We start from the raw sequence: 24,054 nt of genomic DNA, 5'->3' as shown, positions 1-24,054 counted from the left end.
GGGGATACGGCCATGCGTGCGTCCGTTGACCAGAAGTCCGTCGAAGCGAACGAGAGCCCGTCCGCGCCCGCGAACGGAAGCGGGGACACCAGCACCGGCGGGCCGAAGTCCGCTCCCGCACAGGACAAGGGGGCGGCGCCCACGGAAGCGCTCCGCCCGCACGCCGAGGACGCCTTCGCCCACGAACTCGCTGCGCTGGCCGCCCAGGACGACCGTCCGCGCCCGGCCCGCTGGAAGCTGTCGCCGTGGGCCGTCGCCACCTATCTGCTGGGCGGCACCCTCCCGGACGGCACGGTGATCACACCCAAGTACGTGGGCCCGCGCCGCATCGTCGAGGTCGCCGTCACCACACTCGCCACCGATCGCGCCCTGCTCCTGCTCGGCGTGCCCGGTACGGCGAAGACCTGGGTGTCCGAGCACCTGGCGGCGGCCATCAGCGGCGACTCGACCCTGCTGGTGCAGGGCACCGCCGGGACCCCGGAGGAGGCGATCCGCTACGGGTGGAACTACGCGCGGCTGCTCGCGCACGGCCCCAGCCGCGACGCCCTGGTGCCGAGTCCGGTCATGCGGGCCATGGCCGAGGGGATGACCGCCCGCGTCGAGGAACTGACCCGCATCCCGGCCGACGTCCAGGACACGCTGATCACGATCCTGTCGGAGAAGACGCTGCCGATACCGGAGCTGGGCGAAGAGGTGCAGGCCGTGCGCGGCTTCAACCTGATCGCCACGGCCAACGACCGCGACCGCGGGGTCAACGACCTGTCGAGCGCGCTGCGCCGCCGCTTCAACACGGTGGTGCTGCCGCTACCGGACAGCGTGGAGGCCGAGGTCGACATCGTCTCCCGCCGGGTGCACCAGATCGGCCGCTCGCTCGACCTGCCGGCCGCGCCCGACGGTGTCGACGAGATCCGCCGCGTGGTGACGGTCTTCCGCGAACTGCGAGGTGGGGTCACGACGGACGGCCGGACCAAGCTGAAGTCGCCCAGCGGCACCCTGTCCACCGCGGAGGCCATCTCCGTCGTCACCAACGGACTGGCGCTGGCCGCCCACTTCGGCGACGGCGTGCTACGGCCGAGCGATGTCGCCGCGGGCATCCTCGGCGCGGTCGTCCGCGACCCGGCGGCCGACCGCGTCATCTGGCAGGAGTACCTGGAAGCGGTCGTCCGCGAGCGCGACGGCTGGACCGACTTCTACCGCGCGTGCCGGGAGGTGACCGCGTGAAGGACTCCGACTCCCCGTGGACGGGGCCGCTGCTGCTCGGGGTGCGGCATCACGGGCCGGGATCCGCGCGGGCGGTGCGGGCCGCGCTGGAGGCGGCGCGACCCGAGGCCGTGCTGATCGAGGGGCCACCGGAGGCGGACGCCCTGATCCCGCTCGCGGACCACCCGGACATGCGGCCGCCGGTCGCCCTGCTCGCCCACGCCGTGGACGAGCCCGGACGGTCGGCGTTCTGGCCGCTGGCCGAGTTCTCACCGGAGTGGGTGGCGATCCGCTGGGCCCTGCGGCAGGGGGTTCCGGCCCGGTTCATCGACCTGCCGGCCACGCACACGCTGGCGTGGGGCAAGGAGGGAGCGACGGGGACCGAGACCGAGGACCCCGGCGCGGTCGGCGACTCCGACGACACCGTCCGAGTCGACCCCCTCGCCGTGCTGGCCGAGGCCGCCGGACACGACGACCCCGAGCGGTGGTGGGAGGACGTCGTCGAGCACCGGGGCGCGGGGGCGGGGGACCCGTTCGCGCCGTTCACCGTGCTCGGGGAGGCCATGGCCGCCCTGCGGGAGGAGTACGGCGCCGGCGGACACGAACGGGACGTCGTGCGGGAGGCGTACATGCGGCTCCAGGTGCGCGCGGCACAACGCGAGTTCGGGGCCGACGTGGCGGTGGTGTGCGGGGCCTGGCACGTGCCGGCGCTGCGGGAGAGGGCCTCCGTCACCGCCGACCGCGCGCTGCTGAAGGGCCTGCCCAAGGTGAAGACGGACATGACCTGGGTGCCCTGGACCCACCGGAGGCTCGCCCGGGCCGGCGGCTACGGGGCGGGCATCGACTCGCCCGGCTGGTACGGGCATCTGTTCCGCGCTCCGGACCGGCCCGTCGAGCGGTGGCTGACCAAGGTCGCGGGGCTGCTCCGCGAGGAGGACCGGATCGTGTCGTCCGCGCATGTCATCGAGGCGGTGCGGCTGGCCGAAACACTCGCCGTCCTGCGCGGGCGTCCGCTTCCGGGCCTGTCGGAGACGACCGACGCGGTGCGGGCGGTGATGTGCGAGGGCTCCGACGTGCCGCTGGCGCTGGTGCGCGACCGGGTGGTGGTCGGCGACGACATGGGGGAGGTGCCGGACTCCGCCCCCGCGGTGCCGTTGCAGCGGGACCTCGCCCGGCTGCAGAAGCGGCTCCGGATCAAACCCGAGCCGCTGGAGCGGGAGGTGGAGCTGGACCTGCGCAAGGAGACCGACGCCGAGCGCAGCCGGCTGCTGCACCGGCTGCGGCTCCTCGGGATCGGCTGGGGTGAGCCCGCGGCCTCGCGCGGCAGCACGGGGACGTTCCGGGAGACCTGGCGACTGTGCTGGGAACCGGAACTCGCGGTGCGGGTCGCCGAGGCCGGGGTGTGGGGGACCACCGTGCTCGCCGCCGCGACCGCCAGGGCCGAGGCGGACGCGACCGCCGCACAGGCCCTCGCCGACGTCACCGCGCTCGCCGAGCGGTGCCTGCTGGCCGAACTGCCGGACGCACTGCCCGTGGTGATGCGCGTCCTCGCCGACCGAGCCGCCCTCGACGCCGACGTCGGCCACCTCGCCCAGGCCCTGCCCGCCCTGGTCCGCTCCCTGCGCTACGGGGACGTGCGCGGTACGGACACCCGGGCGCTGGCGGACGTCGCGGCCGGTCTCGCCGAGCGCGTGTTCGTCGGGCTGCCACCGGCGTGCGCCGCGCTGGACGCCGAGGCGGCCGCGGAGATGCGGCGTCATGTGGACGCCGTGCACGGGGCGGTGGGGCTGCTCGGGGACGGCATCGCGGCGGACCACGGGAACATCCGGGAGCGATGGCGTGCCGTCCTGCGGGTGCTCGGCGGACGGGACACCGTTCCCGGGGTGATCCGCGGGCGGGCCGTGCGGCTGCTCCTGGACGAGGGGGAGCTGGCGCAGGACGAGGCCGCGCGGCTGATGGGGCTCGTGCTGTCGCCGGGGACGCCACCGGCGGACGCCGCCGCCTGGATCGAGGGATTCGTCGGGGGCGGCTCCGGCGGCGGGATGCTGCTCGTGCACGACGAGCGGCTGCTCGCGCTGGTGGACGCATGGCTCACCGGGGTGCCGACGGAGGCGTTCACCGACGTACTGCCGCTGCTGCGGCGGACGTTCTCGGCGTACGAGCCCGGAGTGCGGCGCACGCTCGGCGAGTTGGTGCGGCGCGGGCCGGGTGCGGGGGGAAGCGCCGCGGTCACCGGCACGGGTGTCCCCGGGTTCGGCGCCGACCTCGACGCCCGGCGGGCGGACGCCGTGGTCCCGGTGCTGCGCCTGCTGCTCGGCCTGGACGAATCCGAGGGCAGTGATGTCGACGACCTGGTGGAGGTGGCCGGATGAACACGCACACGACCGGGGTGAACGCCACCGGGGCCGACGAGCGGCTGCGGCGCTGGCGGCTGGTGCTCGGGGGAGACGCGGCGGACGGCACCGGGTACGGGCTGACCGGGCGGGACGCGGCGATGGACGGGGCGCTGACCGCGCTGTACGGGAAGGGGGAGAGGCCGCAGCAGGGGAGGGACCGTTCGGCGGGGCTCGGGGCGTCCGCGCCGTCCGTGGCGCGCTGGCTCGGCGACATCCGCACCTACTTCCCCTCCTCCGTCGTCCAGGTCATGCAGCGGGACGCCATCGACCGGCTCGGACTGTCCACGCTCCTGCTCGAACCGGAGATGCTCGAGGCGGTCGAGGCCGACGTGCACCTGGTCGGCACGCTGCTCTCACTGAACAAGGCGATGCCGGAGACCACCAAGGAGACGGCACGGGCGGTGGTGCGCAAGGTCGTCGAGGACCTGGAGAAGCGGCTCGCCACCCGCACCAGGGCCACGCTCACCGGCGCCCTCGACCGCAGCGCCCGTATCGCCCGCCCCCGCCACCGGGACATCGACTGGAACCGCACGATCGCCGCCAACCTCAAGCACTATCTGCCGGAGTACCGCACGGTGGTGCCGGAGCGGATGATCGGGTACGGGCGGGCGTCCCGGTCGGTGAAGAAGGAAGTCGTCCTCTGCATCGACCAGTCGGGATCGATGGCGGCCTCGGTGGTGTACGCGTCCGTGTTCGGGGCGGTGCTGGCGTCGATGCGGTCCATCGCCACGCGGCTCGTCGTGTTCGACACGGCCGTCGTGGACCTCACGGACCAGCTCGACGACCCGGTCGACGTCCTCTTCGGCACCCAGCTCGGCGGCGGCACGGACATCAACAGGGCGCTGGCGTACTGCCAGTCGCAGATCACCCGGCCCACGGAGACGGTGGTGGTCCTCATCAGCGACCTGTACGAGGGAGGCATCCGCGACGAGATGCTCAAGCGGGTGGCGGCGATGAAGGCGTCGGGGGTCCAGTTCGTGGCACTGCTCGCGCTCTCCGACGAAGGCGCACCCGCCTACGACCGGGAGCACGCGGCGGCGCTCGCTGCGCTCGGAGCACCGGCGTTCGCATGCACGCCCGACCTCTTCCCGGAAGTGATGGCGGCGGCGATCGAGAAGCGGCCCCTGCCCATACCGGAGACGGCCTGACGGCGACGACCGAGGAATCCCACAGCGGAACACCAGGAGCGAAAACGGGATATGACGGCCCATCGGTAACAGCGGGCTTGCGTGACCGCGGGCGTCCCGTGCGAGGATCGTCGGCACCCGGGCCGTAACCGGTGCGTGGTGTTCGCTTCGTACCGCCTGTTTCCGCCGCACGGAGGCTCTTTCCGTCTTGGTCCTGCCAGCCGCACTGCCCTTCGCCGGTGCCGCACTGCGCGTGATGCGTACGGCGGCCGGGCGGCGTGCGCTGCAGGTGACGCTGGTGTTGGGCGGGTTGTTCGCGCTGGGACTCCTGTGCGAGGGACAGGCGCACGCGGCGGACGGAACACCGATCGCCTCGGCGGCTCCGCCCGCGGCCTGGACCCAGGCCGGCACGGCGACGGCCGACTCACCGTCAGCCGGGCGCGGTTCGCCCAAGGCCACGGCCCACCAGGGACGCCGGGCGGCGTCGGCCGGGCGCGTGTCCCGCGTCGGGTTCCCCGTACCGCCCTCGGGGCCGCAGGCCGACGCGGGCGGCACAGGCGGCGCGCCGACGTCCCTCGCCCCTCCCACGACCGAGGTCGTGCGGCCGGTCGTCGACGGTCCCGTGCGGCCGGTCGTCGAGGGTCCCGTGCGGCCGGTCGTCGAGGGCCTCGTGCGACCGGTGGGCGGCACGGTCGTACGGCCTGTCGGCGTCCTCGTGCAGGCGGTGACCGAGGGGAGGGCGGACGCGTCCCGGCAGTGGCCGCCGCTGCCGTCCCTGCTCGACAGCCCCCCAAGCCTCCCCGGCCGCCCCCCTGGTCTCCCCGGCGTCCCGGTGGCTCCGGGCCTGCCGACACCCGCGGTGCACACCCTGCCCGCGCCCCAGGGGGTGGCGGAGCAGCGGGAGACCGGTGCGTACGGGCCCCGGACCGCCGGGAGCCCGGGAGTGACGCCGGTGCCGTACACGCGTCCCGCGCCCCACGACGTACGGACCGAGCACACGCACCCGCACCGGATGCCCTACGGCGACCCGAGCCGGGTGTGCGGCGACCAGCCCGCCGCCGACGCGGGCACGCCGCGCCATGGTGACGGCCACGCCGTCGTGTCGGGCCATCCGGCGCCGGTAGGGCTCGTGCCCGGCGGCACCGCGGCCGTCACCGCGGACGGGACCCGGGGCCGGCCCCGGGACATTCCCGAGTTCCCCGGTTAGGGGACGGTTAGGGCAGGTCTGCCCGCCGCCGACGCGGGCACGCCGCGCCATGGTGACGGCCACGCCGTCGTGTCGGGCCATCCGGCGCCGGTAGGGCTCGTGCCCGGCGGCACCGCGGCCGTCACCGCGGACGGGACCCGGGGCCGGCCCCGGGACATTCCCGAGTTCCCCGGTTAGGGCACGGTTAGGGCAGGTCTGCCCGCCGCCCGGGACCTCCTGACGATCCCTGGGCGGAACCGGTACCGGGACCGTCCCGACGTCCGGCGGCGCACCGATCGGCCACGCCGCGACCGGCACCCAGGGCATCGCCCGGTCCGTCACGCCCGACCACCTGGCGCAGGGCCAGTACCCCCGTACTCCGTCGTACTCCGTCTGACCCGCCGCCGTACGACGCCGGCCCGAAGCGGCGCCGTCGCACGGCGGCCGAACGACTCCGCGGGCTGACGGAGCGGACGACCGAAAGCCGTCGGTACGTCCGCCCGGAACCCCGTGGAAAGGGTCGACCGGTCCCCATTGGGGTGGGGATCAGTCGGCCTGCGCCCCTTCGGGGTTGTTCAAGGGGCCTCACCGGGTCGACCCCAGCCCGGTGAGGCCCTTCACCATTGGCACGCAGTGTCAGAGGGTCCGGCATCATGTGACAGGTATCACCGCTCAGGTGTGACCCTCGATTTATGGACGCCCCGCGAGCGGCGATAACCTGCGAGACGGACATGCCGCGCGCTCGGACACCGTGTGCGCCTCCCTTGTGACAGAGCGGACGTCACGTTGCCCTTCGCGGCACGCCCACGCATCCAACGAACCGCGAGATCACTGATAGGGACGGAAGCGCGTGGACCTGTTCGAGTACCAGGCGAGGGACCTCTTCGCCAAGCACGGTGTACCGGTGCTGGCCGGTGAAGTCATCGACACGCCTGAGGCGGCGCGCGAGATCACCGAGCGGCTGGGCGGCAAGTCGGTCGTCAAGGCGCAGGTGAAGGTCGGTGGCCGCGGCAAGGCCGGCGGTGTGAAGCTGGCCGCCACCCCGGACGAGGCGGTCGCCCGCGCGACGGACATCCTCGGCATGGACATCAAGGGCCACACGGTCCACAAGGTGATGATCGCCGAGACCGCTCCGGAGATCGTCGAGGAGTACTACGTCTCCTTCCTCCTCGACCGCGCCAACCGCACCTTCCTCTCCATCGCCTCCGTCGAGGGCGGCATGGAGATCGAGGAGGTCGCGGCCACCCGTCCCGACGCCGTCGCCAAGATCGCGATCGACGCGATCGACGGCGTGGACAAGGCCAAGGCCGAGGAGATCGTCGCCGCGGCGAAGTTCCCGGCGGAGGTCGCCGACAAGGTCGCTGACGTCCTGGTCAGCCTGTGGGAGGTCTTCATCAAGGAAGACGCCCTGCTCGTCGAGGTGAACCCGCTGGCCAAGGTCGCCTCCGGTGACGTCATCGCCCTCGACGGCAAGGTGTCGCTGGACGACAACGCCGAGTTCCGCCACCCCGAGTTCGAGGAGCTCCACGACAAGGCGGCGGCCAACCCGCTCGAGGCCGCGGCCAAGGAGAAGAACCTCAACTACGTCAAGCTCGACGGCGAGGTCGGCATCATCGGCAACGGCGCGGGTCTGGTCATGTCCACCCTCGACGTCGTCGCCTACGCCGGTGAGAAGCACAAGGGTGTCAAGCCCGCCAACTTCCTCGACATCGGCGGCGGCGCCTCCGCCGAGGTCATGGCGAACGGCCTGGAGATCATCCTCGGCGACCCGGACGTCAAGTCGGTGTTCGTGAACGTCTTCGGTGGCATCACCGCCTGTGACGCGGTCGCCAACGGCATCGTGCAGGCCCTGGAGCTCCTGGAGTCCAAGGGCGAAGAGGTCACCAAGCCGCTGGTCGTGCGTCTCGACGGCAACAACGCCGAACTGGGTCGCCAGATCCTGGACGACCGCAACCACCCGCTGGTGCAGCGTGTGGACACCATGGACGGCGCGGCCGACAAGGCCGCCGAGCTGGCTGCTGCCGCGAAGTAAGGGACGAGGTCACACACAACCATGGCTATCTTCCTCACCAAGGAATCCAAGGTCATCGTCCAGGGCATGACCGGCTCGGAGGGTCAGAAGCACACCCGCCGCATGCTGGCGTCCGGCACGAACATCGTCGGCGGCGTGAACCCGCGCAAGGCGGGCCAGACGGTCGACTTCGACGGCACCGAGGTACCGGTCTTCGGCTCCGTCAAGGAGGCCATCGAGAAGACCGGCGCCGACGTCACGGTCATCTTCGTCCCGGAGAAGTTCACCAAGGACGCGGTCGTCGAGGCCATCGACGCCGAGATCCCGCTCGCGGTCGTCATCACCGAGGGCGTCGCGGTGCACGACACGGCGTCCTTCTGGGCGTACGCCGGCAAGAAGGGCAACAAGACCCGCATCATCGGCCCGAACTGCCCCGGCCTGATCACCCCGGGCCAGTCGAACGCCGGCATCATCCCGGCCGACATCACCAAGCCGGGCCGCATCGGCCTGGTCTCGAAGTCCGGCACGCTGACGTACCAGATGATGTACGAGCTGCGTGACATCGGCTTCTCCACCTGCGTCGGCATCGGCGGTGACCCGATCATCGGCACCACCCACATCGACGCGCTGAAGGCGTTCCAGGACGACCCGGACACCGACCTGATCGTGATGATCGGTGAGATCGGCGGCGACGCCGAGGAGCGGGCCGCGGCCTTCATCAAGGAGAACGTCACCAAGCCGGTCGTCGGCTACGTCGCCGGCTTCACCGCGCCCGAGGGCAAGACCATGGGTCACGCGGGCGCCATCGTCTCCGGTTCGTCGGGCACCGCCCAGGCGAAGAAGGAGGCGCTGGAGGCCGCGGGCGTCAAGGTCGGCAAGACGCCGACGGAGACCGCGAAGCTCGCGCGGGAGATCCTGGCCGGCTGAACCCGGCCCGGCTGAACGCGTGGTGGGCCCGCACCCCTGGGGTGCGGGCCCACCGGCCTTTCCCGGCGCAGGCGCCGTGGCAGCGGGCCCAGCCGCTCAGCGGGGTTGCGGTGTCAGCCGGGCCGGTCCCTGGTGCGGGGCCGACATCAGCTTGGTGCGCAGGGCCGTCTGCGGACTGGACAGGGGGCCCTGGGCCGGGGGCGGGGGAATGTCGTGAATGGGAGTGCCCCGACCCACCGGGGGCTCGTAGTGGTTCGCGGCCGTGCGCAGGGTCAGGGTCGTCGCGCCGATGACCGCCACCGTCAGGGCGATCGCCGCATGGGTGCAGTGGCGGGTGCGGCGTTCGCCGTGGGAGCGGACCGAAGGGGCCTTGGCGGCGCGGAGGCGCTCCGAGGAGGCCAGTTCGGCGAGCCGGCGGGGCAGGACGTCCGGTGCCGCCTGGTCCGGTACGAGCCTGGCCAGCGTGGCGTGGGCGCGGAGCAGCCGGCCCGCGGTGGCCGGGGTGCTCGCCTCCGTCTCGGCCGCGACGTCCGGCAGGCCGAGGCCGAGGCCGTCGTAGAGCAGCAGGGCGCGTCGTTGGGTCGGCGGCAGCTTCAGGAGCGCGTGCAGCAGGGCGCGGTCGGCGGGCCCCGGGGGCGGCGGCTCGGGGCGTCGGTGGTGGAGGCGGAAGCGGTGCCAGGGGGAGAGCGCCCGGTCGTGTACCGCTGCCCGTACCCAGCCCGGGGGATCACGGTCCACGGCCACCTCGGGCCAGCGCTGCCAGGCCAGCTCGAAGGCACGCTCGACCGCCGCACGGGCCAGGTCGCGCCGGCCGGTGAGCAGGTACGCCTGTCGAGCGAGCGCGGGGGCGCAGTACTCGTACAGCGCGTCGAAGGACTGATGAGGCGTCAGGGTCTGCCTCACGAGGCGGCCTTCCGTACCGAAAAATACATAAGCGTATTTTTAGCGACACATCGATGCTTCGCGCGTTACGTCGGGAAAACGCGTGTCATTGGGAGCATGGCGGGGTGACTTCATGGACCGACCGTCGCACCCCGTTGCCGTCTCTGCTCGCCCGGTCGCGCGACCGGTGGCCCGGGCTGTGGGTGAGCCTGCTCAGCGGGGCCGTGGCCGCCGTGCTGGGGCTCGGTGTGTTCGCCCTGCTCGCGATCGCGCTGTGGGTCGGTGCGCCGTATCCGGACGACGGACCCGACGGCGCACTGAGGGTGGCGGCCGCCTCGTGGCTGCTGGCGCACGGCGTGGTGCTCTTCCGCACCGAGACGCTGTCCGGGGTGCCCGCACCCGTCGGCATCACGCCGCTGCTGTCGGCCGTGGTGCCGGTGTGGCTGCTGTACCGGGCGGCGCGGGACGTGACGGACGGCGAAGCCGTGGAGGGCACGAAGGCCGTGGGGGGCCCGGAGGGAGCGGAAGGACCGGAAGGACCGGAGGGCGTTGCCGCCGGGCCGGCGTGGTGCGGAGTGGCGGCGGGCTATGTCGGGGTGGGCCTGGTGGCGACCCTGTACGCCTCCGCGGGGGCGCTGCGGCCGTCGTGGGCGTGGACCCTGGTGTGCCTGCCGCTGGTGACCGTGGTGTCGGCGGGTGTGGGGGTGTGGACGACGCGTCGGTGGCCGTACGGGGCGCTGCGCGTGCTCAGCCGTGAGGAACACAAGTTGTTCCGGAGCGCCGGACGGGCGGGTCTGGCCGGGACGGCCGTGCTGGTCGGCGGGGGCGGACTGCTCGTGGGGCTGTCGCTGGTGTGGCACGGCGAGGCGGTACGGGAGTCCTTCCTCCAGGTCACGCAGGGGTGGGCAGGACGAGGAGCGGTGCTGCTGCTGGCGGTCGCGCTGGTGCCGAACGCGGCGGTCTGGGCGGCGTCGTACGCACTGGGGCCCGGGTTCCTGCTGGGGGCGGGGCATGGGATGGGGGCGTGGTCGCCGACGACGGCACCGTCGCCGCTGCCGCCGTTTCCGCTGCTGGCGGCTCTGCCCGGGAGCGGCGGCGGGCCGCTGGGCTGGGCGGTGCAGGCGGTGCCGGCGGCGGCGGGGGTGGTGGTGGGGTGGTGCCTGGCGCGCGGCGCCTGTGCCGAGCGGGAGCGCGGGTGGGACGCGGTGTGGTCCGTCACCAGGACGGTGACCGGTGTCGTGGGGGCCGCGGTGGTGTGCGGCCTGCTGCTCGGAGGGCTCGCGGAGGTGTCCGGGGGGCCGCTCGGGGTGGCGGCGTTGGCGCGGTTCGGGCCGGTGGGATGGCACGTGGGGGCAGCGGCCGCGGGATGGGTCGCCGGGGTGGGGGTGCCGGTCGGGGTGGTGGTGCGGTGGCGGTCCCTACGGGGGATGAGGAAGCGGTGGGTGGAGGACCGAGGGGCGGAGGAGCGGCGGGTCGGGGGCCGACGGGCGGAGGAGCGGTGGGGCGAGGTCCCGGTCGCCTCGGCGGTGACGTCGGTACCGGCGCCGGTGGCGTCGGAACCGGTGGAGGGAAGGGCGGACGGGGCCTGGGACGACCCGGACCTGATCCCGTACGAGGTGCTGGCGGCGGAGGTCGACCCGTTTCTGCCGGACGGTCCGGAACCGACGCCCAGCCCGCCGGAGGGTTCGTGACCGCGCGGCCCCGCCACCGGACGGGAGGAGATACGGCCGGGAAGGTCAGCCGTTCGTCCCCAGCACCCCGCGCAGATCCTTCGGCAGAAGGTCGTTGCAGGACTGCTTCGCCGTTGCCGTCAGGGCGTCGTTGACGCACGTGTAGTAGTCCCGGTAGACCAGCTGCGCCGCGAACGTGGTGGCCACCAGTGCCAGCGCCAGGGACGCCGTGACCAGGCCGCTGATCGCTGCCGTCGTCTGGGGGCGGCCCGGCGGCACAGGAGCGTTCGAGTCGGGGGTGCGGGGCTTGGAGCGCAGTGCGCTCACGCCCCAGTACAGCGACAGCGCGCCCAGCAGCAGCGCCACGTACTGCCAGCTGAACAGCGCGAAGAAGAACGCCCACATACCGCCCAGCAGTGCGTACCGGGCACGGCGCTGGGCCGGATCCGTGGGGTCCCAGCGCAGTCCCGCACCGGGGCCGCCGGGGCCGCCCGGACCCTCCGGTCCGCCCTGTCCGCCTGAGCCGCCGGGGCCGCCCGGGCGCTCGCCGAAGCGGCCGCCCGCCGCAGGGCCCGGCTGCCGGTCGCTCCACTGGCTGCCCCAGGGCGAGCGTCCGCCTTCGCCGGAGCCGCCCTGCCCCGGTCCGGGGCGGCGCGGCTGCCAGGGCCGGTCCGGTGCCCCCTCCGGCGGTGGCGCGAACGGGTTGTCGTCCGCCGGTGCCTCCTCGGGCCGCCGGCCGTCCCCGACGGATGCGCCGCCCGCGGACGGTGCTCCGTCGCTCTCCCGCGGCGGCACAGGCGAAGGGCGCCGCTCGCGCAGCAGCAGCGGAGGGAGTCGGAGACTGCGGTCCGGCATCAGGTGTGCGTCTTCCCCTTGGTGGTACGGGCGGGCGGTTCGGCCACGGAGCTCGCCGTGCGGCGGGCGCGCCCCGCGCATGCGGTGCCGCGGGCGTCCCCCTCACCCGGTCAACGTCCCGCGCAGGTGCGGCGTTCCCCCGCCTGTGACCGCTTTCCGGGCTGCTTCTTCGGGTGGCTCCTCCCCAGACGCTACCTCCCGGCCACGCCCCCGTCGCCCGGGGGCCTCCCGGTGTGCCGGTATCGTTGCTGACGGTCGGCTGCTTCGTAGACTTCCCCGTATCCCGGGGCGCGAAGCATTCGTACGACCGTACAAACGCTCTCCCGAGCGACCGCACGCACACTTCCCCGAGAAAGGGCCCCGCCGTGCCCGAGTCCGTGGCCGAGACCGTCACCGAGTCGACGGCCAAGCGCCTGGTCGTCCTGGTCTCCGGTTCCGGCACCAACCTGCAGGCGCTCCTCGACGCCATCGCCGAGGCCGGCCCCGCCGCCTACGGGGCCGAGGTCGTGGCCGTCGGCGCCGACCGCACCGGCATCGAGGGCCTCGACCGCGCCGAGCGCGCCGGGCTGCCCACCTTCGTCTGCCGGGTGAAGGACTACGAGAGCCGGGACGCGTGGGACGCCGCCCTCACCGAGGCCGTCGCCGCTCACGAACCCGACCTCGTCGTCTCCGCCGGGTTCATGAAGATCGTGGGCAAGGAGTTCCTCGCCCGGTTCGGTGGGCGGTTCGTCAACACCCACCCCGCTCTTCTGCCCAGCTTTCCCGGAGCCCACGGTGTGCGCGACGCGCTCGCGTACGGCGCCAAGGTCACCGGTTGCACCGTCCACTTCGTCGACGACGGCGTCGACACCGGGCCGATCATCGCGCAGGGCGTGGTGGAGGTCCGGGACGAGGACGACGAGAGCGCTCTGCACGAGCGCATCAAGGAAGTCGAGCGAAGACTGCTCGTCGAGGTCGTGGGGCGGATCGCCCGCAACGGCTATCGCATTGAGGGACGAAAGGTAGTTATCCAGTGACCGCCGAGAGCACCAAGCGGCCCATCCGGCGCGCGCTCGTCAGCGTCTACGACAAGACCGGGCTCGAAGAGCTCGCCCGTGGCCTGCACGAGGCGGGCGTGGAGCTCGTCTCGACCGGTTCCACCGCCGGCCGTATCGCCGCCGCCGGCGTCCCCGTCACCAAGGTCGAGGAGCTGACCGGCTTCCCCGAGTGCCTGGACGGCCGGGTCAAGACCCTGCACCCCAAGGTCCACGCGGGCATCCTCGCCGATCTGCGCCTCGAGACCCACCGGCAGCAGCTCACCGAGCTGGGCGTCGAGCCGTTCGACCTCGTCGTCGTCAACCTCTACCCGTTCCGCGAGACCGTCGCCTCCGGTGCCTCCCCCGACGAGTGCGTCGAGCAGATCGACATCGGCGGACCCTCGATGGTCCGCGCCGCAGCCAAGAACCACCCGTCGGTTGCCGTGGTGACCAGCCCCGACCGGTACGCCGACGTCCTCGCCGCGGTCCGCGACGGCGGCTTCGACCTCACCGCCCGCAAGCGGCTCGCCGCCGAAGCCTTCCAGCACACCGCCGCCTACGACGTCGCCGTGGCGTCCTGGTTCGCCTCCTCCTACGCGCCCGTCGACGACTCGGTCTTCCCCGACTTCGTCGGCGCCACCTACGAGCGCCGCAACACCCTGCGCTACGGCGAGAACCCGCACCAGCCCGCCGCCCTGTACGTGGACGGCACCGGTGGCCTGGCCGAGGCGGAGCAGCTGCACGGCAAGGAGATGTCGTACAACAACTACACGGACACGGACGCCGCGCGCCGTGCCGCGTACGACCACGACGAGCCGTGCGTCGCCATCATCAAGCACGCCAACCCCTGCGGCATCGCGATCGGCGCGGACGTCGCCGAGGCGCACCGCAAGGCGCACGCCTGCGACCCGGTCTCGGCGTACGGCGGTGTCATCGCCGTGAACCGGCCGGTGAGCCGGGAGATGGCCGAGCAGGTCGCGGACATCTTCACCGAGGTCATCGTCGCGCCGGACTACGAGGAGGGCGCGCTCGAGGCGCTCACCAAGAAGAAGAACATCCGCGTGCTGAAGGCCCCGAACGCCCCGGAGAACCCCGCCGAGATCAAGCAGATCGACGGCGGTGCCCTGCTCCAGGTCACCGACCGCCTCCAGGCCGACGGCGACGACCCGGCGAACTGGACCCTGGCGACGGGTGAGGCGCTGAGCCCGGAGGAACTGAAGGAGCTCGCCTTCGCCTGGAAGGCCTGTCGTGCCGTCAAGTCCAACGCCATCCTGCTCGCCAAGGACGGCGCCTCCGTCGGCGTGGGCATGGGCCAGGTCAACCGGGTGGACTCCTGCAAGCTCGCCGTCGAGCGGGCGGGCGAGGAGCGGGCGCGCGGCTCCTACGCCGCCTCGGACGCCTTCTTCCCGTTCCCCGACGGCCCGGAGATCCTCATCGCCGCGGGCGTCAAGGCGATCGTGCAGCCCGGCGGTTCGATCCGCGACGAGCTGGTCGTGGAGGCCGCACAGAAGGCCGGCGTGACGATGTACTTCACGGGGACGCGGCACTTCTTCCACTGAGCCGTGGCCGACCGCGAGGGGCCCGTTGGACGTAGATCAACGACCAACGGGCCCCATCGCTTGCCGAGCCGCTCGGGTCGGGAAGGCGGTCGTACGCACCAGGGCCGCGTCCGCCTCTCACGGGGAGGGGACACGGCCCTGGTGCAGAGGACGTGCGACGTCGGCCCGGGGTCAGTTCGAACGGATGACGATCGACGAGCAGACCTTGTCGGCGAACGTCTGGCGCTTGGCGTCCCAGGCCGGCCACAGCCAGCCCAGGTAGCAGGCCAGGCTGTCCAGGAAGTGGGCGAGGCGGCGGACGAAGGCCATGCCGACGCCGAGCGGCTGGCCGTCGATCTCCCGCACCAGGCGGATGCCGAGCGCCTTCTTGCCGAGGGTCTGGCCGGTGCGGCCTTCCATGATCAGCTGCCAGATGCCGACGCCGATGATGGCGAGGAAGCCGATCACCATCAGTGCGGGCGTGTTGCGTCCGAGGATGATCAGGAGGTACGGGACGGCGAACACGAGTCCGTCCACCAATGTGCCCAGGAACCGCTGACCCCAGTTGGCGTACGGGGGCTGGACCCCGTATCCCGGCTGCTGCGGGTAGCCGTAGGCGGCCTGCGGCGGCACGCCCGGTGCCTGCGGGTAGCCGTAGCCGGGCTGCTGGCCCTGCTGGGGGTAGCCGTAGCCGGGCTGCTGGCCCTGCTGGGGGTACTGCTGGCCCTGCTGGGGGTAGCCGTACCCCTGCTGGGGGTCCTGCGGCTGTCCGTAGGGGTTGTTGGGCGAGCCGAAACTCATGGCCGGTTTCCTCCGTTGACGCATGCATGCGGGGACGATGCGGATTGCCGGAGGAACGTCACGAACCGAGCGGTTTGCCCCCCGAACACGAACCGCAGAACTGTGCAGCTCATCGTTCTAGTAGTGGCGGTGATCTGTCCAGTCGCCGGAAACATGTGTTGTGCAGTCGCAATGTGCGTGATCCTCCCGGTCGGGTGGCTCCCGCCGGCGAGCCTGCGAACCGGTTCCCACCCGGATTGGAACCGGGGCCGGGTCATCCGCGAGGATGGGACCATGACCGCCCAGATTCTCGATGGCAAGGCCACCGCAGCCGCGATCAAGTCCGATCTGACCGCCCGCGTGGCGGCGCTGAGGGAGAAGGGCGTCACGCCCGGCCTCGGCACGATCCTCGTCGGCGACGACCCCGGCAGCCGCAAGTACGTCGCAGGCAAGCACCGCGACTGCGCCGAGGTCGGCATCGCGTCGATCCAGCGCGAGCTGCCCGCGACGGCCACCCAGGAGGAGATCGAGGCGGTCGTCCGCGAGCTGAACGAGGACCCGGCCTGCACCGGTTACATCGTGCAGCTGCCGCTGCCCAGGGGCATCGACGAGAACCGGATCCTGGAGCTGATGGACCCGGCCAAGGACGCGGACGGCCTGCACCCGATGAACCTCGGTCGCCTGGTCCTCAACGAGCCGGCCCCGCTGCCCTGCACCCCCAACGGCATCCTCACCCTGCTGCGCCGCTACGGCGTCGAGATCAAGGGCGCCGAGGTCGTGGTCGTCGGCCGAGGCGTGACCATCGGGCGCCCGATGCCGCTGCTGCTGACGCGGCGCAGCGAGAACGCCACGGTCACCCAGTGCCACACGGGCACCCGCGACCTCTCCGCCCACCTCAAGCGCGCCGACATCGTGATCGCCGCGGCCGGCTCGGCCCACCTGGTCCGCGCCGAGGACGTGAAGCCGGGCGCGGCCGTCCTGGACGTCGGCGTCTCGCGCAATGCCGAGGGCAAGATCGTCGGCGATGTCCACCCGGACGTGGCCGAGGTGGCCGGCTGGATCTCCCCGAACCCGGGCGGTGTCGGCCCGATGACCCGCGCGCAGCTGCTCGTCAACGTGGTCGAGGCGGCGGAGCGCGGTGTCGGCTGAGGCCAGGCCCGCGGGCGACCCCGAGAAGGGGGCCGCGGGGGAGCGGGAAACGGACGCCGAGCCGGTGGTGACGGACGCGGTCAGCGCCCCCGACGTGGACGGTGTGCCGCGGCGCGCGACCCGGCGGTTTCCGCGGGTCACCCGGGACACCGCGCGGCCCGAGGGCGGCGGCAGGGCCGCGCCCCGGGACGCTCCCGCGCCCGCCCGGCAGTGGCCGATCCTCGCCGTGCTGACCACCGTCGGCCTCGGGCTGCTGCTGACCGCGCTGGACGCGTTCCGCTTCGGCACGATCCTGATCGGCGCCGCGCTGCTGGGCGGTGCCGTGATGCGCTGGGCGCTGCCCGACGTGGGCATGCTGGCGGTCCGGTCCCGCTTCACGGACATGATCACGTACGGCGTCCTGGGCGTGGTCATCGTGCTGCTCGCGATGATGGCCCAGCCCCACCCGTGGCTGGAGATACCGTTCCTGGACGACACGCTGCACTTCACGGTCCGTACCTGAACGGTCCGTGTCCGGCCCTGCGCGGTACCCGGCGCCCGGTTCCCACCCCCGTCCGGAACCGGGCGCCGGAAAACACCTTCATGTACCTGTCGGAGCTGTACAACGCCTGGCAGTTCGCTGTGGCACGGAAGTGACCGTTCCGCTACGGTGTCCGCGCTCCGCAACGGAACCGGTTCCGCCCCTGACGTCGTCAATCGAACGGAAACACGCTTTTCGACCGGGTGACGCGGAGGGGTGAGCGATGGGCGCCTGGCAGCCGCTGCCGGACGATCTGCCGCCGGAGGTACGGCACTTCGTGGAGCAACTGCGGCTCCTGAAGGACCGCACCGGGCTCAGCCTCGTCGCCCTCGGTGCCCGCACCGCGTACAGCAAGTCCTCCTGGCAGCGCTACCTCAACGCCACCCAGCCGCCGCCCCGCCAGGCGGTCACGGCGCTGTGCCGGGTCGCGGGGCTCGAGGCGGAGGAGACCGAACGTTTCGGTGTGCGCTGGGAGCTGGCGGTGCGCGTCTGGCCCCGGCAGCCGGCCACCACGCCCGCGGCGGCCGGAGGCCCGGTCGCTGCTTCCGTCCCCCTGGGGGGTCAGGCATCGCCTCCCGTTCCCGCCGGAGGTCCGGCGTCCGCTCCCGTCGCGGGAGAGTACGAAGAGGTGCCGACGATTCCGTGGTGGGAGCGGCTCGAGGAGGAGCCCGGGGCCCGGCCCGCCGGCCGGCGGCTCCTTCTCGCCGCGGTGGTAGGCCTGCTGGCGCTGCTCGTCGTCGCCGTCGTCGGTGCCGTGACCTTCGGATGAGCGGAGTCCGCCGAGGCCCCTGTCCCTGTGCGTTCCCTGGGTCCACCGCACCGACGCGCCCACTGCGCCGAATGTGGTCTCTGAGGTCGCCGCTGTGTCCCCGTTGTGTCGATGTGTTGACAAGTTCGCGCATGGACCGCGAACCGTTCGCTCACGGCCGCTAACGTGTCCAACGGCCGCTAACGTGTCCAATCGGGACGGTCCGGGGCGTCCGGCGCGGCGAACGGCGCGTTCTGTTCGGCCGTACGAACAGGGGGTGGACACTGGTCCGGAGACCTACGGGGCGTGCGGCGGCGCCCGCCCCCCGCCCGACTGCCTCCGTGCGCCCCCACTGGGGAAGCGGAAGGCCCGGCGCGCGCGTCCGGCCTGGGTAGCCACAACGGGGACCGGCAGCGGGCACCACGCACGGGGGAACAACAGCAAGTACCGGGGCGAAGAGGGGGGAAGCGATGCCTCGCTGGAAGGCCTTGCCCGATGAACTCGACCCGCAGGTCAAGGAGTTCACCGCACAGCTGCGGCGACTCGTCGACCGCAGTGGTCTCAGCGTCTCCGCCGTGGCCGACCGTACCGGCTACAGCAAGACGTCCTGGGAGCGGTATCTCAACGGCCGGCTGCTCGCACCGAAGGGCGCCATCGTCGCGCTGGCCGAGGTGACCGGCACCCATCCCGTCCATCTGACCACCATGTGGGAGCTGGCAGAACGGGCGTGGAGCCGGGCGGAGATGCGCCACGACAGAACCATGGAGGCCATCCGGATCTCCCAGGCGCGCGCCGCGCTCGGTGAGTTCGGGGCGGCGGACGAGAACCGGGGCCGCGGCGGCAGAGCGGCCCCCAGCGCCACGGTGACCCCGGGCATCGCGGGTCCCGGGGGCGTGTCCCCGACGGTGCCGCCGCAGCCGACGCCCGAACAGACCCCGGACGCGGCGGGCGACTCCGGTGGGGCGCGCGGCGGTTCGGCGGGCGCAGGCTCGACGGGCGGCTCCAAGGGCGCCAACTCCTGGGGACTCGCCGGGTTCAAGGGGCCGTCGGGAGCCGGCCGACGCCCGGCCGTGGCGCCCGACGCCCAGGCACCGCGCACCGCATCGTCCCCCGCACAGGTGCCCGCACCGGACGTGCCCGGACCACACGGACCGGCGCCCTCCGACGCCCGTCCGGACGACGGCGGCGGTTCCGACAGGGCGCGCCGGAAGCGGCAGTTGACCATGTTCGTGGCGGGCCTCCTCGGGGCGCTCCTGGTGATCGCGGCGGCCTTCTACCTCACGGGCGGCAACGACAAGAAGGCCGCCGCCCCCAAGCCGTCCGCGACCTCGCCGAGCCCGGACGCCGATCTGCCGCCCGGCGTCAAGTGCGCCGGCGCGAGCTGTACCGGCAAGGACCCGGAGGCCATGGGCTGCGGCGGCACGCAGGCCGGCACCAGCACCAGCGTCACCGTCGGCACCACCCTCGTCGAGGTCCGCTACAGCAGGACCTGCGGCGCCGCATGGGCCCGGATCACCCAGGCGACGCAGGGCGACACGGTCGAGGTGTCCGCGGCGGGGGCCAAGAAGCAGACCGGCTCGGTCACCACCGCGGGGGACACCGACGCGTACACCCCGATGGTGGCCGTGAAGGGCGGGTCCGCGGCGAAGGCCTGTGTGACGCTGGCGTCGGGGCGGAAGGGGTGCACGAAGTAGCACGGCTGCGACAGTGAGGGGCGCGCGGAAGGGTGCCGTGCGTCCCCCGCCGAAAAGAATCACGCCACGACACGCATGAGCGTCCCGTTGTGGGGCAAGCGGACCGTACACCCCCACGGGAGTCCGGCAGCGCCGGAAGGCCGACACCCCCTTCCGGTCGGACCTCCCCCCACGGCGGCCGCCGCTCAGTCCCCCCTCATCGAGCAGGCGGCCGCCGTCTCATGAGGGTTGTGGGCCGGGCCACACGGACCCGGCCGTCCGGGATCCCGGATGCGCGATAGCCTGACGGCTGGATCTCTCTTGACGCCAAGAGATCGATCATTCTTACCCGTGATCGATCATCGCGGCGGGCGCCGGCCCCGCGCCGGTGACGGGGATCCCCCACCCCGGGGCGACGACGCCCCACCGCCAGCTGTCATACGGAGAACGCCATGACCCGCACTCCCGTGAACGTCACCGTCACCGGCGCGGCCGGCCAGATCGGCTACGCACTGCTCTTCCGCATCGCCTCCGGCCAGCTGCTCGGCGCGGACGTGCCGGTCAAGCTGCGCCTCCTGGAGATCACCCCGGCCCTGAAGGCCGCCGAGGGCACGGCCATGGAGCTGGACGACTGCGCGTTCCCGCTCCTGCAGGGCATCGACATCACGGACGACCCCAACGTGGCCTTCGACGGCACCAACGTCGCCCTCCTCGTGGGCGCCCGTCCGCGCACCAAGGGCATGGAGCGCGGCGACCTCCTCGAGGCCAACGGCGGCATCTTCAAGCCGCAGGGCAAGGCCATCAACGACCACGCCGCGGACGACGTCAAGGTCCTCGTCGTCGGCAACCCGGCCAACACCAACGCCCTGATCGCCCAGGCCGCCGCGCCGGACGTACCGGCGGAGCGCTTCACCGCGATGACCCGCCTGGACCACAACCGCGCGCTGACCCAGCTCGCGAAGAAGACCGGCACCACCGTCGCCGACATCAAGCGCCTGACGATCTGGGGCAACCACTCCGCCACCCAGTACCCGGACATCTTCCACGCCACGGTCGCCGGGAAGAACGCCGCCGAGGTCGTGAACGACGAGAAGTGGCTGGCCGAGGACTTCATCCCGACCGTCGCCAAGCGCGGCGCCGCCATCATCGAGGCCCGCGGCGCCTCGTCGGCCGCCTCCGCCGCCAACGCCGCCATCGACCACGTGTACACCTGGGTCAACGGCACCGCCGAGGGCGACTGGACCTCCATGGCCATCCCGTCGGACGGCTCCTACGGCGTCCCGGAGGGCCTGATCTCCTCCTTCCCGGTCACCACCAAGGACGGCAAGTACGAGATCGTCCAGGGCCTGGACATCAACGAGTTCTCGCGCGCCCGCATCGACGCCTCCGTCAAGGAGCTCGAGGAGGAGCGCGAGGCGGTCCGCGGCCTCGGCCTCATCTGACGTCGCCCCCCTTCGACCGGCCTTCCCGGTCACGCTCCTCGGTCCCCGGGTGGTCGCCGCCGCCCGGGGACCAGTGCGTTCTGGGGCCGACCACGGATTCCGCGAGTTCCAGGAAGGCCCTGATGGTCGCCGGCCGCAGCCGAGACATGGTGATGGAGGCGGACGGTGCGTGACAGCGGTATGTGAGCTCAACTCGGTTCTGGGGTGAAAGAGTTCACGCTCGCGAGTGCTCGCCCGAGCGAGGGGAGCTTGTCGCCGTCGGCCGTTCCCGCGGCAGGAGCTCGTCGCCGTCCGCCGTTTCCCGCGGCAGGGAGACGGCCGACCCGGCGGCCGGACGGCTCGTTGCCGCGCCCGCCCGTGGGCGGGGCCGCACCGTTCCTCCGACCTTGGGCCAAGACCCTGCCCGGCCGAAGGCCGTGGTCGCAGGAACGGTGCTTCGCCGTGGCTTCCCGGTCAGCTCCGCGGCGGCTGCGGCACCCGTGAGATGTCCACCGTCCGGCTCGCGGGCGGGGTCGTCTTCGGCACCGGCACGTTGTAGCCCGTGAAGGTCAGGCTCAGATCCGTGTCCGGGCCCTTCTGGGCCGCTCGGTAGAGGCGGTGCTCCTTGCCCGTGGTGACGTACAGCGTCGAGGTGAAGCCGTTCACCTTGAAGGACAGGGGGACCACCCGGGTGCCGTTCAGGCTCGTCGCGAGGCCCTCCTTCACGGAGGTGGGCGCGGAGACCTTCGCGACCTGCTGGAGTTCTCGCAGGTCACAGCTGCTCGCGATGCCATTCAGCAGGTTGCTGGTCGTGGTGCCGTGGATGTACCGGTTGCTGAACGTCGAGGCCAGGTCGATGCCCCGCCGTCCGGGGTACTCCGCCTTCCAGAACGCCGCGTCCGGCTTCAGCCACACGTCGGTGCCCCGTTTGACGATCTGCACGGTGCCGCCGTGTCCGCCCAGCGTCATCGTGCCGGCGCAGTTGCCGGCCCGGTCCAGGGTGAGGTCCATCGACGTCGGCAGACGGTTGCTCGACGTCGCCGTCGCGCTGCGGTCCTCGTAGCGGAGCCGCACGGATGTGGCGTTCCGCAGGCTCCGCTCCGCCTGCGCGGCCAGCTGCTGTGGGCTCTGGTTGCCTCCCGTCCTGGCGGGGACGGCGGCGCCCGCCATCGGAGAGAGCAACATCGGGGACAGCAGCGCCATCGACACGGCGCTCGTAGCGATCGCGAAGCCATGGGTTCGGGACATCACGTCACCTCCAGTGGCTCAGCGTACTTTTCACCCTTTTCGACCGCATTTTTAGTGACGCTCCGCACTTCCCGCCGCGGGGCCCGCATGCATCGACGAGTCGGGGGCATGAGCGCCTCCGGCCCCGAGTGACACCGGTGTGACACAGGGGTACCGCACAGGAACGGAAGGCAGTACCGATCATGGCCGGACAGCAGGCACGGCAGGCAGCGCAGACGATCCACGTGGCAGGGGAGTGGCGCACGGCCCTCTCCGGCGCCGTGCGAGAGGTCCTCGACCCGGCGGATGCCACGCCGTTCGCGCTGGTCGCGGAGGGTGACGAACGGGACGCCGACGCGGCGGTGGAGGCCGCGCGCCGGGCCTTCGACGACGGGCCCTGGCCGCGCACACCCGTCACGGAGCGCGCCGCGCTGCTGCACCGCGTCGCCGATCTTCTCGTACGCGATCGCGAAGAGCTGGGCCTGCTGGAGAGCCGGGACGCCGGCAAGACCGTAGCGGAGGGCCGGATCGACATCGACTGCGTCGCCGACGCCTTCCGCTACTTCGCGGACCTCGTCGCCGCCGAGGGGGCCGGTCGGGTGGTCGACGCCGGATCGCCCGACATCCACAGCGTGGTCGTACACGAACCCGTCGGCGTCTGCACGTTGATCACCCCCTGGAACTACCCGCTGCTCCAGGCCAGCTGGAAGATCGCCCCGGCTCTCGCGGCCGGCAACACCTTCGTGGTCAAGCCGAGCGAGATCACCCCGATGACGACGATCGCGCTGATCGAGCTGCTGGCCGAGGCCGGGCTGCCCGACGGTGTCGCGAACATCGTCACCGGCCCCGGGCACTCCGTCGGCGCCCGGCTCGCCGAGCACCCCGGCGTCGACCTCGTCTCCTTCACCGGCGGCCTGGTCAGCGGCACGAAGGTCGCGCAGGCCGCCGCCGCGGGTGTCAAGAAGATCGCCCTGGAGCTCGGCGGCAAGAACCCCAACGTGGTCTTCGCCGACGCCTGCGCCACCGAGGAGGGTTTCGACACCGCCGTCGACCAGGCCCTCAACGCCGCGTTCATCCACAGCGGCCAGGTCTGCTCGGCGGGCGCCCGCCTCATCGTGGAGGAGTCCGTCCGCGACCGCTTCGTCGCCGAACTCGCCCGCCGCGCCGAGCGGATCAGGCTGGGCCGCGGCACCGAGAAGGGCGTCGAGTGCGGCCCGCTCGTCTCCGAGCAGCAGCGCGCGAAGACCGAGGCGTACGTCGCCTCCGCGCTGGCGGAGGGCGCGGTGCTGCGCTGCGGCGGCAAGCGGCCCGAGCCCAGCGAGATCCGGCCCGCCACCGGCTACTTCTACGAGCCGACCGTCCTCGACCACTGCCACCGGGAGATGAAAGTCGTACGGGAGGAGGTCTTCGGGCCCGTCCTCACCGTCGAGACCTTCCGCACCGAGGAGGAGGCGGTCGCGCTCGCCAACGACACCGAGTACGGCCTCGCCGGCGCCGTGTGGACCGCCGACGCCGGCTGTGCCCGCCGCGTCGCGGGCCGGCTGCGCCACGGCACCGTCTGGATCAACGACTTCCACCCCTACCTCCCGCAGGCGGAGTGGGGCGGCTTCGGCAAGAGCGGCATCGGCCGCGAACTCGGCCCCGCAGGCCTCGCCGAGTACCGCGAGACCAAGCACGTCTACCAGAACCTCGCCCCCGAGCCGGTGCGGTGGTTCGCGGGCTGAGCCC

At 72.6% G+C, this 24,054-nt stretch carries 19 protein-coding genes; 15 read left to right on the top strand and 4 right to left on the bottom strand.

Annotation, left to right across the window (positions count from 1 at the left end; all coding sequences use genetic code 11):
* Positions 1-12 precede the first annotated feature (12 nt).
* The 6 genes from ACFYZJ_RS24795 to sucD all read left to right on the top strand — a co-directional run bounded on the left by ACFYZJ_RS24795 (position 13) and on the right by sucD (position 8,847).
* Positions 13-1,221 carry an AAA family ATPase gene (locus ACFYZJ_RS24795; protein ID WP_388571391.1) on the top strand — a complete coding sequence of 403 codons (1,209 nt, stop codon included), beginning with the start codon at positions 13-15 and terminating at the stop codon, positions 1,219-1,221.
* Positions 1,218-3,572, top strand: coding sequence for a DUF5682 family protein (locus ACFYZJ_RS24790; protein WP_388571389.1), 2,355 nt, complete (start codon positions 1,218-1,220; stop codon positions 3,570-3,572). Before ACFYZJ_RS24795 ends, ACFYZJ_RS24790 begins: the two co-directional genes overlap by 4 nt.
* Positions 3,569-4,744 carry a VWA domain-containing protein gene (locus tag ACFYZJ_RS24785; RefSeq protein ID WP_388571388.1) on the top strand — a complete coding sequence of 392 codons (1,176 nt, stop codon included), beginning with the start codon at positions 3,569-3,571 and terminating at the stop codon, positions 4,742-4,744. Before ACFYZJ_RS24790 ends, ACFYZJ_RS24785 begins: the two co-directional genes overlap by 4 nt.
* Before the next feature lie 187 nt (positions 4,745-4,931).
* Positions 4,932-5,930 carry a hypothetical protein gene (locus ACFYZJ_RS24780; protein WP_388571386.1) on the top strand — a complete coding sequence of 333 codons (999 nt, stop codon included), beginning with the start codon at positions 4,932-4,934 and terminating at the stop codon, positions 5,928-5,930.
* 829 nt (positions 5,931-6,759) lie between these two features.
* Complete coding sequence (sucC, locus tag ACFYZJ_RS24775; RefSeq protein ID WP_388571384.1) at positions 6,760-7,941, top strand: ADP-forming succinate--CoA ligase subunit beta; 1,182 nt, start codon at positions 6,760-6,762, stop codon at positions 7,939-7,941.
* Positions 7,942-7,962: 21 nt separating this feature from the next.
* A complete protein-coding gene (sucD, locus tag ACFYZJ_RS24770) occupies positions 7,963-8,847 on the top strand; it encodes a succinate--CoA ligase subunit alpha (RefSeq protein ID WP_388571382.1) in 885 nt (294 codons plus the stop codon).
* 96 nt (positions 8,848-8,943) lie between these two features.
* Here sucD and ACFYZJ_RS24765 read toward each other — a convergent pair whose 3' ends face one another.
* Positions 8,944-9,750, bottom strand: a complete 807-nt coding sequence (locus ACFYZJ_RS24765; protein ID WP_388571380.1) for a sigma factor-like helix-turn-helix DNA-binding protein — start codon at positions 9,748-9,750, stop codon at positions 8,944-8,946.
* 104 nt (positions 9,751-9,854) lie between these two features.
* Between ACFYZJ_RS24765 and ACFYZJ_RS24760 the strand changes: the two genes are divergently transcribed.
* Positions 9,855-11,420, top strand: a complete 1,566-nt coding sequence (locus ACFYZJ_RS24760) for a DUF6350 family protein (protein ID WP_388571378.1) — start codon at positions 9,855-9,857, stop codon at positions 11,418-11,420.
* Positions 11,421-11,465: 45 nt separating this feature from the next.
* Here ACFYZJ_RS24760 and ACFYZJ_RS24755 read toward each other — a convergent pair whose 3' ends face one another.
* Positions 11,466-12,254, bottom strand: coding sequence for a hypothetical protein (locus ACFYZJ_RS24755; protein ID WP_388571376.1), 789 nt, complete (start codon positions 12,252-12,254; stop codon positions 11,466-11,468).
* 233 nt (positions 12,255-12,487) lie between these two features.
* Here ACFYZJ_RS24755 and purN point away from each other — a divergent pair, with 233 nt between their 5' ends.
* Entirely contained in the window at positions 12,488-13,270 is a 783-nt protein-coding gene (gene purN, locus ACFYZJ_RS24750; protein ID WP_388571374.1) for a phosphoribosylglycinamide formyltransferase, read from the top strand.
* Positions 13,267-14,829 (top strand): bifunctional phosphoribosylaminoimidazolecarboxamide formyltransferase/IMP cyclohydrolase, encoded by a 1,563-nt coding sequence (purH, locus tag ACFYZJ_RS24745; RefSeq protein WP_388571372.1) that lies wholly within the window; start codon positions 13,267-13,269, stop codon positions 14,827-14,829. Before purN ends, purH begins: the two co-directional genes overlap by 4 nt.
* Positions 14,830-15,000: 171 nt before the next feature.
* Here the strand turns inward: purH and ACFYZJ_RS24740 are convergent, their stop codons facing one another.
* The gene (locus tag ACFYZJ_RS24740) at positions 15,001-15,609 is read right to left on the bottom strand and encodes an RDD family protein (protein ID WP_388571371.1); all 609 of its coding nucleotides are present in this window, start codon (positions 15,607-15,609) and stop codon (positions 15,001-15,003) included.
* A 273-nt stretch (positions 15,610-15,882) separates the two neighbouring features.
* On the opposite strand from ACFYZJ_RS24740, the gene ACFYZJ_RS24735 reads away from it, so the two are divergent.
* The 5 genes from ACFYZJ_RS24735 (at position 15,883) to ACFYZJ_RS24715 (ending at position 21,120) form a co-directional block, all read left to right on the top strand.
* Positions 15,883-16,737, top strand: coding sequence for a bifunctional methylenetetrahydrofolate dehydrogenase/methenyltetrahydrofolate cyclohydrolase (locus ACFYZJ_RS24735; protein WP_388571370.1), 855 nt, complete (start codon positions 15,883-15,885; stop codon positions 16,735-16,737).
* Positions 16,727-17,239, top strand: a complete 513-nt coding sequence (locus ACFYZJ_RS24730; RefSeq protein ID WP_388571369.1) for a DUF3017 domain-containing protein — start codon at positions 16,727-16,729, stop codon at positions 17,237-17,239. Before ACFYZJ_RS24735 ends, ACFYZJ_RS24730 begins: the two co-directional genes overlap by 11 nt.
* A gap of 241 nt (positions 17,240-17,480) precedes the next feature.
* Positions 17,481-18,026 (top strand): helix-turn-helix domain-containing protein, encoded by a 546-nt coding sequence (locus ACFYZJ_RS24725; protein ID WP_388571367.1) that lies wholly within the window; start codon positions 17,481-17,483, stop codon positions 18,024-18,026.
* 449 nt (positions 18,027-18,475) lie between these two features.
* Positions 18,476-19,699 (top strand): DUF2690 domain-containing protein, encoded by a 1,224-nt coding sequence (locus ACFYZJ_RS24720; protein WP_388571365.1) that lies wholly within the window; start codon positions 18,476-18,478, stop codon positions 19,697-19,699.
* A gap of 431 nt (positions 19,700-20,130) precedes the next feature.
* Positions 20,131-21,120, top strand: coding sequence for a malate dehydrogenase (locus ACFYZJ_RS24715; protein WP_388571364.1), 990 nt, complete (start codon positions 20,131-20,133; stop codon positions 21,118-21,120).
* Positions 21,121-21,573: 453 nt separating this feature from the next.
* Here the strand turns inward: ACFYZJ_RS24715 and ACFYZJ_RS24710 are convergent, their stop codons facing one another.
* Complete coding sequence (locus ACFYZJ_RS24710) at positions 21,574-22,347, bottom strand: hypothetical protein (protein ID WP_388571363.1); 774 nt, start codon at positions 22,345-22,347, stop codon at positions 21,574-21,576.
* Positions 22,348-22,529: 182 nt separating this feature from the next.
* Here ACFYZJ_RS24710 and ACFYZJ_RS24705 point away from each other — a divergent pair, with 182 nt between their 5' ends.
* Positions 22,530-24,050: an aldehyde dehydrogenase family protein gene (locus tag ACFYZJ_RS24705; protein ID WP_388571361.1), complete on the top strand. Its 1,521-nt coding sequence runs from the start codon at positions 22,530-22,532 to the stop codon at positions 24,048-24,050.
* Positions 24,051-24,054: the final 4 nt, after the last annotated feature.

It is taken from the genome of Streptomyces sp. NPDC001848 (assembly GCF_042891915.1).
Classification (GTDB): Bacteria; Actinomycetota; Actinomycetes; order Streptomycetales; family Streptomycetaceae; genus Streptomyces.
Note: the sequence above shows the minus strand (reverse complement) of the source record. Positions and strands in the feature narration are given on the sequence as shown.

Excerpts from the sequence above, each read along its gene's own strand:
- ACFYZJ_RS24795 (WP_388571391.1), top strand. The coding sequence starts at position 13 with ATGCGTGCGTCCGTTGACCAGAAGTCCGTCGAAGCGAACGAGAGCCCG.
- ACFYZJ_RS24785 (WP_388571388.1), top strand. The coding sequence starts at position 3,569 with ATGAACACGCACACGACCGGGGTGAACGCCACCGGGGCCGACGAGCGG.
- sucD (WP_388571382.1), top strand. The coding sequence starts at position 7,963 with ATGGCTATCTTCCTCACCAAGGAATCCAAGGTCATCGTCCAGGGCATG.
- ACFYZJ_RS24755 (WP_388571376.1), bottom strand. The coding sequence starts at position 12,254 with ATGCCGGACCGCAGTCTCCGACTCCCTCCGCTGCTGCTGCGCGAGCGG.
- ACFYZJ_RS24740 (WP_388571371.1), bottom strand. The coding sequence starts at position 15,609 with ATGAGTTTCGGCTCGCCCAACAACCCCTACGGACAGCCGCAGGACCCC.
- ACFYZJ_RS24735 (WP_388571370.1), top strand. The coding sequence starts at position 15,883 with ATGACCGCCCAGATTCTCGATGGCAAGGCCACCGCAGCCGCGATCAAG.
- ACFYZJ_RS24725 (WP_388571367.1), top strand. The coding sequence starts at position 17,481 with ATGGGCGCCTGGCAGCCGCTGCCGGACGATCTGCCGCCGGAGGTACGG.
- ACFYZJ_RS24720 (WP_388571365.1), top strand. The coding sequence starts at position 18,476 with ATGCCTCGCTGGAAGGCCTTGCCCGATGAACTCGACCCGCAGGTCAAG.
- ACFYZJ_RS24715 (WP_388571364.1), top strand. The coding sequence starts at position 20,131 with ATGACCCGCACTCCCGTGAACGTCACCGTCACCGGCGCGGCCGGCCAG.
- ACFYZJ_RS24710 (WP_388571363.1), bottom strand. The coding sequence starts at position 22,347 with ATGTCCCGAACCCATGGCTTCGCGATCGCTACGAGCGCCGTGTCGATG.
- ACFYZJ_RS24705 (WP_388571361.1), top strand. The coding sequence starts at position 22,530 with ATGGCCGGACAGCAGGCACGGCAGGCAGCGCAGACGATCCACGTGGCA.